12 protein-coding genes are annotated in these 12,138 nt (G+C 69.2%); 4 read left to right on the top strand and 8 right to left on the bottom strand.

Annotated elements, in window-relative coordinates:
- Positions 1-427: 427 nt before the first annotated feature.
- A complete protein-coding gene (locus IE206_RS43655) occupies positions 428-673 on the bottom strand; it encodes a DUF3592 domain-containing protein (protein ID WP_444545516.1) in 246 nt (81 codons plus the stop codon).
- 197 nt (positions 674-870) lie between these two features.
- Between IE206_RS43655 and IE206_RS30825 the strand changes: the two genes are divergently transcribed.
- Positions 871-1,047, top strand: coding sequence for a hypothetical protein (locus IE206_RS30825; RefSeq protein ID WP_189967888.1), 177 nt, complete (start codon positions 871-873; stop codon positions 1,045-1,047).
- A 22-nt stretch (positions 1,048-1,069) separates the two neighbouring features.
- Here the strand turns inward: IE206_RS30825 and IE206_RS30820 are convergent, their stop codons facing one another.
- Positions 1,070-2,050, bottom strand: coding sequence for a LysR family transcriptional regulator (locus IE206_RS30820; protein WP_189967886.1), 981 nt, complete (start codon positions 2,048-2,050; stop codon positions 1,070-1,072).
- A 116-nt stretch (positions 2,051-2,166) separates the two neighbouring features.
- Between IE206_RS30820 and IE206_RS30815 the strand changes: the two genes are divergently transcribed.
- The 3 genes from IE206_RS30815 to IE206_RS30805 all read left to right on the top strand — a co-directional run bounded on the left by IE206_RS30815 (position 2,167) and on the right by IE206_RS30805 (position 4,843).
- Positions 2,167-2,979 carry an inositol monophosphatase family protein gene (locus IE206_RS30815; RefSeq protein WP_189967884.1) on the top strand — a complete coding sequence of 271 codons (813 nt, stop codon included), beginning with the start codon at positions 2,167-2,169 and terminating at the stop codon, positions 2,977-2,979.
- Between the two features lie 48 nt (positions 2,980-3,027).
- The gene (locus tag IE206_RS30810) at positions 3,028-3,672 is read left to right on the top strand and encodes an NADPH-dependent F420 reductase (protein ID WP_189967882.1); all 645 of its coding nucleotides are present in this window, start codon (positions 3,028-3,030) and stop codon (positions 3,670-3,672) included.
- Positions 3,673-4,237: 565 nt separating this feature from the next.
- Positions 4,238-4,843 carry a dihydrofolate reductase family protein gene (locus IE206_RS30805; protein ID WP_189967880.1) on the top strand — a complete coding sequence of 202 codons (606 nt, stop codon included), beginning with the start codon at positions 4,238-4,240 and terminating at the stop codon, positions 4,841-4,843.
- Positions 4,844-5,589: 746 nt separating this feature from the next.
- On the opposite strand, the gene IE206_RS30800 is transcribed toward IE206_RS30805, so the two are convergent.
- From IE206_RS30800 to IE206_RS30775, 6 genes are all read right to left on the bottom strand, one after another.
- The gene (locus IE206_RS30800; protein ID WP_189967878.1) at positions 5,590-6,834 is read right to left on the bottom strand and encodes a sensor histidine kinase; all 1,245 of its coding nucleotides are present in this window, start codon (positions 6,832-6,834) and stop codon (positions 5,590-5,592) included.
- Between the two features lie 10 nt (positions 6,835-6,844).
- Positions 6,845-7,573 (bottom strand): two-component system response regulator CseB, encoded by a 729-nt coding sequence (gene cseB / locus IE206_RS30795; protein ID WP_226599132.1) that lies wholly within the window; start codon positions 7,571-7,573, stop codon positions 6,845-6,847.
- A 137-nt stretch (positions 7,574-7,710) separates the two neighbouring features.
- Positions 7,711-8,793 (bottom strand): endonuclease/exonuclease/phosphatase family protein, encoded by a 1,083-nt coding sequence (locus IE206_RS30790; protein ID WP_189967876.1) that lies wholly within the window; start codon positions 8,791-8,793, stop codon positions 7,711-7,713.
- 786 nt (positions 8,794-9,579) lie between these two features.
- Positions 9,580-9,957, bottom strand: a complete 378-nt coding sequence (locus IE206_RS30785; protein ID WP_189967874.1) for a hypothetical protein — start codon at positions 9,955-9,957, stop codon at positions 9,580-9,582.
- Between the two features lie 625 nt (positions 9,958-10,582).
- Positions 10,583-11,575 carry a glutathione S-transferase family protein gene (locus IE206_RS30780; protein WP_189968067.1) on the bottom strand — a complete coding sequence of 331 codons (993 nt, stop codon included), beginning with the start codon at positions 11,573-11,575 and terminating at the stop codon, positions 10,583-10,585.
- Positions 11,576-11,684: 109 nt separating this feature from the next.
- Positions 11,685-12,014, bottom strand: a complete 330-nt coding sequence (locus tag IE206_RS30775; RefSeq protein ID WP_189967872.1) for a hypothetical protein — start codon at positions 12,012-12,014, stop codon at positions 11,685-11,687.
- Between the last annotated feature and the right edge of the window lie 124 nt (positions 12,015-12,138).

The raw sequence follows: 12,138 nt of genomic DNA, 5'->3' as shown, positions 1-12,138 counted from the left end.
AACAGTCGCGTCGTGCCGTCTGGCGGGAGTACCGGTCGCCTCCGGGTCCCTGGCCTCCGCAGGCTCAGGGGTGACAGGTTGGGGATCGGGGGTCGCGGCGGGCAGGCAGCCCCGGTGGGTGGTGGCGATCTCCTGCACCCGCCTGGACAGCCCCTGCCACAAATGAAAGCGGTCGCTGACCTGTAGCGCGTCCGGTGCGCCGGCGGTGATGCCCTGTCGGGGCCGGTGAGCCGTCCCGGCATACGACCTCCACCCCGGGATGGTCGCCGAGCCAGGTGCTGAGCGTCTCCGCCGGATCAACTCCCGGGCCTGGGAGGAGTCGGCGGGCACCGGTACGGTCCGTGAGGTGAGGTCGGCCCGGAGTACTTCTACTGATCGAAGCTCAGGAAGACGAACAGCACGCCCAGCAGTGTGAACATGCCGTTGATCAGGATGCCGAAGAGGCTGCCGAACAACGGTGACCAGCTTCCCCCGCGCCCCATGATGGCGCTGTCCGGGCTGGGTTGTCGGGCCGGTACCGGACGGTGACGGTGTCACCCTGCGCGAGCAGCATGGCGTCCTCTTCGAATACGAGGTACTGGCCTTCGAGGGTGGTGAAGCCGTGGACGTGATGCCAGTAGGTGTTTCCCTCGCTGCCTTGGCTTGAGTAGCGGCGTACGCAGCGGCCTTCCACGGCGATGCCGTTCGTGATCGTGCGCAGCCGACCGATCGGCTGTTCGAGCTGGTCGATGCCGTTCTGTGCGGTGACGAGCCGGTGAAGTCGTTGGCTGAGCTGTCGCTGGTGGGAGAACACCGCCGAGGCCACGGCGGGCTGACTGGTGGAGCCGCTGTCGTGGCGAGCGGTTTCACTGAGGCGCTCGAACTGCCTGGATGGCACACGGTGTTGGCGGAACCCCGGTGAACCACCTGCGGGCGGATGGCTTTGATGTCCATGACGAGGACTCCTTCCAGCTTCCCGATCTGCCCGGCGGCGGCCTGAGCCCGCTGCGCGCGACCCGGACGCCTCCGGCGAGGATTGAGCGGGTCGTCCTGGCCTCGCAGGAATAGGCGATGTGCTCGACAACGGGAGTCAGCTTCCCTGGGCCTGTTCCCGGGCGTACTCGTCACTGCCCGGTCCGGTCATGAGGGGCTGTTGGGAGGCGGCGGTCGGTGGCGTGAACAGTGTCTGGACGGTCTCGGTGGCCAGGTCTCGCAGCCAGGTGTGGGCGCGGTCGTCGTCGTAGCGCTGGTGCCACAGCAGGTACAGGGGGACCTCGGGCAGCGGGAGCGGCGGCGGCAGTTTGGCGAGGCCGAGTTGTTCCCGGGCTGCGCGGGTGGCCGCGTGCGGCAGCGTGACGACCAGGTCGGTGTCGAAGGCGAGTTGCAGTGCGAAGGCGGCCGTGGGCCCGGCGGCGACGACGCGTCGTTCGAGGCCGCGGGAGGTCAGGGCGTCGTCGATCGGGTCGCGCAGGCTTCCGCGTCGTGAAACGGTGAGGTGTTCGGCGGCTGCGTAGCGCTCGACGCTCAGGGGGCCTTCGGTGAGGGGGTGGCCTGGTCGGACGGCGATGACCAGCCGGTCGGTGCCGACGAGGCGGTGACGGATGTCGGGGAGCGCCGGAGCGCTGGAACTCGATTCGAGGTCGACCTCGCCCCGGCGCAGCTCGGCGTCGTCCGTCCCGGGTTCGGCGGACAGCCGCAGCCGGACGCCGGGAGCCTGGCGGTGGACGGCGGTGATCAGGGCGGTGCCGCAGGCGGCGGTCAGGGCGTCGTGCCAGCGCACGGTGAACACCCGGTCCAGAGCTGCCAGGTCGAGTTCTTGCTGCGCGGAAAGAAGCTGGTGGGCCTGCTGTACGAGGGTGTGGACCTGGGCCCGCATAGCCAGTGCGCGGGTGGTGGGAACCATGCTACGGCCGGTGCGGACCAGGATCTGGTCACCGGTGGCCTTGCGGATGCGGCTCAGAGAGCGGCTCATCGCCGGTGCGGTGACATGGAGGCGTGCTGCGGCGCCGGCGACGCTGCCCTCTTCCAGTAGTGCGTCCAGGGCCCGCAGCAGATTCAGATCCAGTTGCATGGTGGTAATTCTATAGCTGAATAGCATGCACTTGTTGTTAATGACTAGGGGGCCTACCTTCGAAGTGCAGGTGCGCGACGAACCGCCCGCCCACATCGAATCCCAGGGAGCCCATCATGAGCACAGCCATGCCTTTCGCCGCCGGCACGACGCTCCTGTCCGAGGTGACCGCCGCAGTGAAGGCCGCAGGCCTCACCCTGCGCGACCGCCACACCCCGCACGCCCGGGGCGTGAGCCTGGAGGAGATCGTCTCCGAGATCCACGCCAACGACGATGCGGTGCTGGACGTGTTGCGCGAGCCGCTGCTACGGGCCCGGCAGGGATCGCAGTGGGCCGAGGACGAGCTGGCCGGCGGTGCGCTCCCGTCGGGAGAGTGGTGGGTCGTCGACCCCGCCGAGGGCAACATCAACCACGTTCACGGCATGGAGGACTGGGCCGTGACCGCCACCCTGGTCCGCGACAACCAGCCGGTGCTCACCGTCGTCCACCTGCCACTAACCGGCGACACTTACACCGCTGTCGCCGGCGGGGGTGCCCGCCTCAACGAGCGGCCCCTGAAGGTGTCCGCCAAGACCGATCTGGGCGCCGCGCTCGTCGGCACCGGCCAGGCCAGGCCCGGCGAGGACGAGCGCACCTTCCGGCGGATCGGTGACTCGGTCACCGCCATGCTCATCAACGGCCTGGTCGTGCGCGTGTCCGTTCCCGCCACGATGCAGCTCATCCACGTCGCCGCCGGACGCACGGACGCCTTCTGGCAGTTCTCCGACGTTCGCTCCGGTCTGGTCGCCGGTGCGCTGCTGGTCTCCGAGGCCGGAGGCACCGTCACCGACCTGGCGGGCAGGCCCTGGAACACGGGCAGCCGCGACTTCCTGGCCGCCGCCCCCGGCATCCACACCGCCGCCCTCAAGGTCCTGTCGCCGTTTGCCTGACCGGACACCTGTGCTCTACCCACCTCACACCGCAAGGAGCGTCATCTCATGACCAGCATCGGCATCCTGGGCGCCGGTCGCGTGGGCGCCAGCCTCGCCGGCAAGCTCTCCGCAGCCGGACACCACGTAACCCTCGGTGTCAGGAACCCGGAAGAGACATCAGCGCCTGCCGAAAGCATCGACCCCAGCATCTGCTTCGCCGACCACCGCACCGTCGCCCGCACCGCGGACATCGTGATCAATGCGACGCCCGGCGACAGCACTCTGGACCGCCTCACCGATCTGCGCACCGAACTCGCCGGAAAGATAGTGGTCGACGTCTCCAACGCGACCCGAGAAGCCGACGACGGCCTGCCCGGCGCCCTTTGCTACCCAGGCAGCAGCCTCGCCGAGCAACTTCAGGCCCTCTTCCCGGACACCCGTGTGGTCAAGACCCTCAACACCATGCTGTTCACGGTCATGACCGCCCCCGAGACCCTGGCCACCCCGCCGACCGTCTACGTGTCGGGTAACGACGAACACGCGAAGAAGACGGTCACCGGCCTGCTCGGCGACCTGGGCTGGCAGCCCGCATGGATCGAGGACCTCGGCGACATCACCACAGCCCGCGCCACCGAGGCCATGATCCTGGTGGTGCCCCACATCCTGCGCCGACACGGCTTCCAGCCCTTCGCCGTATCCATCGCTCAGTGACCCCGTCGGGGTCGGCACCACTGAGTGGGAGCCGCCCCGAAGGAGGAAGCTGCCCGCGACTTCCCCCGGGCCTGCGGGCCGGGCCGTAGGGCTCGGGTGGGGACTTGGGGGCTGGGCAGCATCAGCATCGACAAGAAGGCGCTACCGCGGCTCGTCGCCGACAGCTCTCCCGCTACGGCCCCTCCTATACTCGTTCCAGTGCCGGGAAGATGCCGGTCAGCTGGGCACGGAGCCGGACGGGCATACCGGGAGCGCACGACGGGCAGCATGGTGACCAGCAGAGACATGCCTCCCGCAGTGGCAGGCGTTCCGAAGGTTCGGAACAGGTGTCCACCACCATCTGGTGGCAAGCGTCGCGAACACTTCGCTGTCGTGGCCCAGGTCAGCCCGCTGTGCGGGTGTCATGTGGAGCGAAGAGTCACACCTCCGGGCTCTCCAAGCGGTGCCGCTCCTCCGACCTGATGGGCTGCAGCGTCATGGGTTTTCTCGCTATTCCACCGCGCGGCCGATGAGTTTGTGGCTCCCGGCCCGTCCAAGTTCGTGACACTCCAGAAAGGACACCGCCATGTCGGAGCTTCTCGTCGACTTCATCACCTCCCTCGACGGCCACGCATCGGGAGAGGGATGGCCCGGGTTCTGGGGCCTCGAGGGCCCGGAGTACCTCGCATGGCTCGGCGAGCAGCCCGAGGCCACCTACCTGATGGGAGCGAACACCTACCGCCTGATGTCGGGCTTCGCCGCAGGCGAGGTCCCGGACGGCCAAGACGAGTTCAGGCCCGAGGAGGAGGCGTCCGTCGACGAGCTCACGCAAGCGTCCAAGGTGGTGTTCTCCTCCGCACTCGAGGAGCCACTGACGTGGGCCAACTCCAGGCTCGTCCGCGACGACGCCGTCGAGGCGGTCCGCGTCATGAAGGCGAGTGGCTCGGGGCTCCTCAGCACGATCGGCAGCCTCAGCTTGTGCCGGTCCCTGCTACGGGCCGGACTCGTCGACCGCTTCCGGGTCGTGATGTTCCCGGTGATCACCGGGGCCACGGGCAAGGAACGCATCTACGACGGCTATCCGGACGTTGCCCTCGAGATGATCGGGCACCGCACCTTCGACGGCCGCATCCAGCTGGTCGAGTACAAGCCCCGCGTGCTCAAGCACCCGCCGCTCGGCGTTCCTGCGTGACGACGCCCCGTCCGCCGGTCGGACGGTCACCAGGCCGGCGCCGGCGGGCGCGGAGCAGGACCTATTAGGGGGCGAACGGCCAACGTCAGGACGGGCCCGGCCCACCTGCACCGAGCCGTCGCAGGTCAGCCCACGTACGCCCTCCCAGGCCGCAGTCTCCGCAAAGATCCATCTTCCGGATACGGGTGCGCCGCTGGATGCTTCCCTGGGCAGTGCCTCGCGAGCTGAGCGCTCTACATGGCCGATGGGGCCAACTGAAGGCCACACGGCGGTGCCGTTGCACCGAATCTTGATCGATTCTCACTGGATCCTGACGGATTGAGCTGTCTAGTCGATTCCTAATGCTGTTTGTCAAGCCGTTCCGGTTACGTGCCGACGGATGCGGGGGGGATTCAGCCGGCCTGTGTCTCGCGTGTCTCGATGGTCGTAGCTACCGATCGGCGTAGCAGCCCAGCAGCAATGAGCTCCATCTCGACCAGAGTGCCAACCAGGCCGGTCTCCTTGAGGTCGCTCGCCATCGTGCGTGCCTGGCCCAAGGGCAGATGGAGAGCCTCGCGCAGGACTCGCAGGACGGGGACGAGGCTGGGTTCGTCGTCCGCAGGGTGAAGTCGGGCAGGCCCGTGCTCTGCCGGCAGAGCCTGCCGGATCTCCTCGGGAGTCGCTCCGCCTGTGTCCTGCTCGCACCACCCATGGGGGCAGGTCTCACATGCTCCTCGAGCCGCTGCTGCCCAAGCTGACCTGAACTCTCAGGAAACGGGGCCGAGTTCGAGGGTGGCGACCGCGCCGCCGTCGGGCGCGTTGGTGAAGGTGAGCCGGGCGTTGAGGACCGCGGACTGGCCGAGCGCGATGGTCAGCCCCAGGCCGTGCCCCTGGCCACGCTCGGCGGCCTCCGTACGGAAGCGCTGAGGCCCGTGGGCGAGCAGATCGGCGGGGAAGCCGGGACCGTGGTCGCGCACGACGACCCGTGTCCCGGCGACGGTGACCTCGACGGGGGGCGCGCCGTGCCGGTGCGCGTTGGCCACGAGATTGGTGACGATCCGTTCCACCCGGCGCGGGTCGGTGCGCACGACATCGAAGTCCTCGACCCGTACCTCCGTCTCGGTCCCGCCACGGCGGATCACGTCGGCCACCAGCTCGCCGAGCGGGACCGCGTCGTGCCGGGCCTCCTCGGCCCCCGCGTCGAGCCGGGAGATCTCCAGGAGGTCCTCGATCAGATGGCGCAGGGTTCCCACTTCCTTACGGACCAGGTCCGCGGCCTCGTCGTGCCCGGGGAGCAGCCCCGCAGCGGTGACCAGACCCATCAGCGGGGTGCGCAGCTCGTGGGCGACGTCCGCGGTGAAGCGCTTCTCCGACTCCAGTCTGCGTTGGAGGGTGGCCGCCATGGCATCCATGGCCGCGGACATCTCGGTGATCTCGTCGCGCGCCCTGCCGGTGTGGCCGATGCGCGCGTCGAGGTCGCCGTCGGCGATCCGGCGGGCGGTGCGGGCGCCGTGCCGCAGCCGTCGGTTGATCGGCTCGGTGGCGAGCGCGGCCAGCGGCACGACCACGGCGAGGGCGGCCAGGACCGCCTTGACGATGCTGCGGTCCAGCAGCTGGAGGCTGCGCACCTCGGCACTCATGTCCGTGCGCACGGAAAGCACTTGGTCGCCGACCCGCACGGCGGCCCACATCCAGTACCAGTTCGGCGGCTTCTCGTCGTACCAGACGGCGTACTCACCTGGTGCGCGTGCGTCGGCCAGCTTCGCTCGCAGCGGCGCGGGAAGCTCGTCCACCGGGCCGAGCCCGGCGGCCTCGGGCCTCTTGCCCGTACGGTCGAACTCCCGCTCCGCGTCGCGCAGTTGAGTGACCGACCGGTCCTCGCCGGCCCGCCGACCATGATCCGCGGTCGCGTTGTGGACCAGTACGCCGATCACGGTGGCGACGGCGCAGCAGGCGACCGCGGCCAGCGCGGCGATCTTCCAGCGCAGGGCGCGGGGATTGAGGGATCCCATGGCGGCCGTCTCAGGTCCGCACGAGTTTGTAGCCGAAGCCGCGGACGGTCTCGACGCGGCCGGCACCGATCTTCTTGCGCAGCCGCACCACACAGAGATCGACGACCCGTGTGTCGCCCTCCCACCCGTAGTCCCACACCTCGCGCAGGAGGTGCCGCCGGTCGAGGACCGTGCCGGGGTTCTCGGCGAAGGCCAGAAGCAGACGCAGCTCGGTGGGGGTCAGCAGGACGGGCTCGCCGCCTCGGCGCACATCGAGGCCGAGCGTGTCGATGGTCAGGTCCCCGAAGACGAGCAGGCCGGGCGCGGCGGCGGGACCCGGCCTGCCGGGTGCCGTCTGCGCCGCCCCCGGGTGGAAGGTGGCACGCCGCAGCAGGGTCCGGATGCGGGCGACGAGGATGCCGATGTCGACGGGCTTGACCACATAGTCGTCGGCCCCTGCCTCAAGACCGGCCACCACATCCAGGGCGTCGCCGCGGGCGGACATCATCAGGATCGGTACGAGGCTCTCCTCGCGGATGCGCCGGCAGAGCCCGATGCCGTCCAGGCCCGGCAGCATCACATCCAGGATCAGCAGATCCTGCTTCCCGGCCCGGAACGCCTCCAGGCCGTCGAGCCCGTCGCCCGCGACCGACACCTCGTACCCATAGCGCTCCAGGGCCAGTTGGACGGCTCGGCGGATGACCGCGTCGTCCTCGACGACCAGCACCCCGACCGGGTCCGGGACGAGGGATCCAGACAAGAAGTCACCTTCTCCGCTTCTCTGCTTTTCCGCGGCATTCATGCTCATGCTGCATTCGTGCCGGTTGTTGATCGAATCGTAGTCATGAGGGCCCGGTTGCCCGGGTAGCCGGGCGGCCGCCTTGAGGTGACCAGCCATCAGATACGGAGAGACGCTCCGACGGGCAAGTGGTCGCTCCCGGTGTCGGGCAGGGTCCACGACGAGACCGGCACGATGGCCTTCACCATGATCTGGTCGAGGCGGACCACCGGGAACCGGGCGGGCCAGGTGAAGCCGAATCCGCCGCCCGCCTCCGTCTGCGCCGAACGCAACTGCCCCGTCAGTGTTTGCAGGGCCGAGTCGTCGGCCGACCCGTTGAAGTCGCCCACCACGAGGACCCGCGCCAGGGATTCGGCCCGCACGGCCGCGGCCAGTTTCGCGGCCGACTCGTTGCGGGTCTCCGTGGCGAAACCGGCCGTCGGCAGCACCCGGACCGAGGCGAGGTGCGCGACATAGAGGGCGACGGGCCCCTTCGGCGTGTCGACCGTGGCACGCAGAGCGCGTGTCCAGGGCATGATCTCCAGCGGTTCCACCGCCCTGAGCGGGTACTTGCTCCACACTCCGACGCTGCCGCGGACCGCGGAGTAGGGGTAGCCGGACGCCAGCTCCTGCTCGTACGTGGACCTTGCGGTGGCCTTGCGGGGCAGCTCCTCCAGCGCCAGTACGTCGGCGCCCGAGGCGGCCAGCGCCCGGGCGGTCCTTCCGGGGTCGGCGTTCTCCTCGTCCACGTTGTGGCTGACCACGGTCAGGTCGCCGCCCCCGGATCCCTTGTCCACGAGGGTGCCGGCGAACAGCGAGCACCAGACGACGGCCGGGGCGAGCACCGAGACGGCCGCGAGCTTGGAACGGCGCACGATGGCGAGCGCCAGCAGGAGCAGCACACTCAGGCCCGTCCAGGGCAGCACCGTCTGCAGCAGGCTGCCGAGGTTGCCGATGGTGTTGGGGACCAGGGAGTGAAGCGCCATGAGCAGGGCGCAGAGCACGGCGCCGGCGGCGATGAGCCGGCCTCGCCTCCATGTGCCCGGGCCCCATGCGTGTCCACCCCATGTGCGGGGGCGCCATGTGCTGGGCCGCCATGTGCGGCCGCCCCATACGCCGCTGTGACCTGGGGCGGGCGGCTCGGTCCCGGTGTCCGTATCGGTGGTCGTATCGGGGGGCCCGGGCGGGTTGGTCGTGCTCATGTCTGACCCCCGTGCCCGCGCGGGACCGAACGCTTCGCACCTCTGGACACCTCAGCCGCCTCCCAAAGACAGGGACGTACACCGGACTCCGGGTACGTCCACAGACTTCAGGAGGCCCGCTTCCAGCTGGTCAGCGTCAGGCTTCGACCGCCCCGCGGGTTTGTATCAGCTGTGCTTCAGCCGCCGCGTCGCTACGCCGGTTTGCGGAGCAGTCCGCCGCGACGGCGGAGCAGCGTTCCGCCGCGCATGTTCATGTCGATGTGCAGGGGGGGTGTCCTGCGTGATCACGGCCTCGGTGAAGTCGAGCGTCACATCGCACCAGGACAGTCTCAGGTCGATCCGGTCGGGATACCACCCAACGGCCGTCGCGGCGGACCGCACCGGCCTGGTCGATCCGGACGACCACCTTCACCTCCATCGCGGCGCTGCCGCGTCGGTGGTCTTCTCGCCGAATAGACGCGCATTGCCCCGGTACTGGCCTGGGGGCCGGCACCAGGGCAATGCCGCATGGAGTGTCGGCGAGGGCGCCCGCGCCCCGCCCGCTCTTCCCTGTCACCGACAACATGCGTGTCCTGGACGACGTCTGCGTCACAACGGGCGGTTCCGCCACGGCCGCCAGGGCCTGATGGTTGGTCGTCCGCGAGCAGGACGGCCGCAGTGATCACATGCACCGAGTCCTGGCCCTCGACCGGCCTCAGGCGATGGGCGTCCGCCGCCACGCCCGGACGGGCCCGGTCCTGGTGATGGGTCGTGTACGCGGACAGGGAAGGCTCGGCAATGCTGTGGCTACAGCTCCAGGAGGGGCTCCAGGGCGCGGAGTTGGCGGCGGATGTCGTCGAGGGGTGGGGTGTGGTCGCGGTTGAGGACGAGGTAGATGAAGATCCCGCCTTCGCGCAGGTGGGGCAGGGGCCGGATCATGTGGAGTTCGGCGGTGAGGGTGATGAGGATGTCTTGGACGCTGTCGGGGGTGTAGCCGAGGAGTTCAAGGGTGTAGAGCTTGGCGCGCATGACGTCGCTGTCGCCGTAGGCGACTTTGTCCATGTCCAGGCCGCTGCCGTGGTCGAGTGAGCCCAGGACTCTGCGCTGCTTGAAGTCGACGATCGCAACGCCGGTGGCCCCGTCGATCGCCAGTGCCTGCTCAAGCGCGTTCTCAAGTCCGTCCATCCGCGTCCTCCTTCGGGCAGGAACCCGGCAGGGCGCGCGCGGTGGCGCCCGGGTTTCCCGGCAGCTCAAAGTCCGCACGCTAGCGGACGGCTGTGCCTGCGGGGCACCACATCCCGAGGCATTCACTGACGGGAGGGCTGCCCGGGCGGCCCGTACAGGCCCTGTTGTCCGAAGGGGCAGCGGGCACCTGTCCAGAGCCCAGGTCCGGCCGCAGGGCGATGGGACCGTGCAGGAGAGAGTGGGGTGCTTCGGATGGTGAAGCACCGCGGCCCGCCAGGTCGGCGGGCAGTGTCTCTTCATGCCGTGGTCAACCCGCTCGCGATGGAAAGGCCACCGGGCCGTACATAGGCACGGCTGGCTCTGTGGCGCGAGGACCACGCCACTCGAACGGGTTACCGCGCACCCTCCCGCGAGGACACCATGTCCGGTCAAATCAGCGCGCCACGGGCCGAGCACAACCACGGCCCTGGCGAACGTCCCGGTACTGCGGCGGCGGTTCTCGGTGAAGAGCTGCGGGGGGTCCTGATTCACGCGGCCGGGCGTTCACGAGCCCAGACATATCCAGGCCCGCGGCGAACCGACGGAGCAAGAGGCCACAGCTGCCCCGGCCGCCTCGCTTGACGCGTCACAACTGAGGCACGGCCTCTTCGGGAGCGACCGGGCCGGGCGGGGTGCCGGTCCCGAAGGGGCGGCCGCCCAGGGATGCCCGGTCGTGGGCGTCGAGCCAGCCCGACAGGTCCGGGCCGACGGGCACGACGCCACTCGGGTTGATGTCCTGGTGGACCAGGTAATAGTGGCGTTTGATGTGGTCGAAGTCGACTGTGTCGCCGAAGCCCGGGGTCTGGAAAAGGTCGCGTGCGTAGGCCCAGAGAATGGGCATCTCGGACAGCTTCTGCCGGTTGCACTTGAAGTGGCCGTGATAGACGGCGTCGAAGCGGACGAGTGTGGTGAACAGCCGGATGTCCGCCTCGGTAATGGCGTCACCGACCAGGTAGCGAGACGTCGAGAGTCGTTCCGAGAGCTGGTCAAGACGGGCGAACAGGGAGGTGTACGCCGTGGCATAGGCCTCCTGAGAACCCGCGAAACCGGCACGGTAGACGCCGTTGTTCACGTCCTTGTAGATCGTCTCGTTCACGGCATCGATTTCTCGCCGCAGCGCGGGCGGGTAGAGATCCGGGGCTCCTTCGCGATGGTGAGCCTTCCATTCCAGCGACATGTCGATCGTGATCCGGGCGAAGTCATTCGTCACCACTTTGCCGGTCGGCACGTCGACGATCGCCGGTACCGTGACTCCGCGGTCGTAACCGGGATCGCGGGCGAGGTAGGCCTCCTGGAGCCGTTCGATTCCGAGCACCGGGTCGCGACCGTCCGGGTCCAGGTCGAACGTCCAGCTGCGCTCGTCGTGGGTCGGCCCGGCCACCGCCATCGGCAACGCGCTTTCCAGCCCGAGAAGCCGCCGCACGATGACCGCCCGACTGGCCCACGGGCAGGCCCGGCTGACCACCAGACGGTACCGGCCAGGTTCGACGGGAAATCCGTCGCGCCCGTCGGCTGTGATGCGAGTGGTGATGTACCGGCTGTCCCGCGTGTAGGAACTGCCGGGATTCACGTAGCTCATAGGTAAGAAACCCCTGTTCAGACTCCCAGACTCCCAGCGGGCGCCCGGCTCGGCCATGGGAGCGTCAGCACCCGGGGCGCGTCCGCACCCAAGACAAGAGTCCCGACTCTCAGCGCGACGCGCTCGTCGAAGCCCTGGTACGCCCGCGTCGGGCGATGACGAGGGCGTGCCAGCGTTCGTGTACGGCGTCGGAGCTGGTCAGCCGGCGCACGGCGGGGCTTGCTGGGTGGGGGAGGTTGCCCATGGCGGCGGCGATGTCGGTGAAGTACGCGAAGTCGTCGCCGGCGGTGAGGGGCTGGAGTCGGCCGATGGTCGTGGCCAGGACCTGCTGGTTGTCGCCGACGGCGGGGTGGAAGGCGAGGGCGAGGAACCGGGCGAGGCAGGGGATTCCGGCGGTGTCGATGTCGATGTGCAGGCACTGGGCGCGGGTCCGGACCAAGGTGTGTCGCAGACCGCCTCCGGCCTGGCCATCCGCTCCGATCTCTTTTGGCCCCAGAGCGTGCCCCGACGTGTCCCACGAATGCCGTAACCCGATTGTCGCAGCGGCGGCGTTGAACAGCTCG

This window comes from Streptomyces violascens, assembly GCF_014649955.1.
GTDB lineage: Bacteria > Actinomycetota > Actinomycetes > Streptomycetales > Streptomycetaceae > Streptomyces > Streptomyces violascens.
Note: the sequence above shows the minus strand (reverse complement) of the source record. Positions and strands in the feature narration are given on the sequence as shown.

Coding starts and splice junctions, on each gene's coding strand:
- IE206_RS30820 (WP_189967886.1), bottom strand. CDS start 2,050: ATGCAACTGGATCTGAATCTGCTGCGGGCCCTGGACGCACTACTGGAA.
- IE206_RS30815 (WP_189967884.1), top strand. CDS start 2,167: ATGAGCACAGCCATGCCTTTCGCCGCCGGCACGACGCTCCTGTCCGAG.
- IE206_RS30780 (WP_189968067.1), bottom strand. CDS start 11,575: ATGAGCTACGTGAATCCCGGCAGTTCCTACACGCGGGACAGCCGGTAC.
- IE206_RS30810 (WP_189967882.1), top strand. CDS start 3,028: ATGACCAGCATCGGCATCCTGGGCGCCGGTCGCGTGGGCGCCAGCCTC.
- IE206_RS30825 (WP_189967888.1), top strand. CDS start 871: ATGGCACACGGTGTTGGCGGAACCCCGGTGAACCACCTGCGGGCGGAT.
- IE206_RS30790 (WP_189967876.1), bottom strand. CDS start 8,793: ATGAGCACGACCAACCCGCCCGGGCCCCCCGATACGACCACCGATACG.
- IE206_RS30785 (WP_189967874.1), bottom strand. CDS start 9,957: ATGGACGGACTTGAGAACGCGCTTGAGCAGGCACTGGCGATCGACGGG.
- IE206_RS30800 (WP_189967878.1), bottom strand. CDS start 6,834: ATGGGATCCCTCAATCCCCGCGCCCTGCGCTGGAAGATCGCCGCGCTG.
- IE206_RS30805 (WP_189967880.1), top strand. CDS start 4,238: ATGTCGGAGCTTCTCGTCGACTTCATCACCTCCCTCGACGGCCACGCA.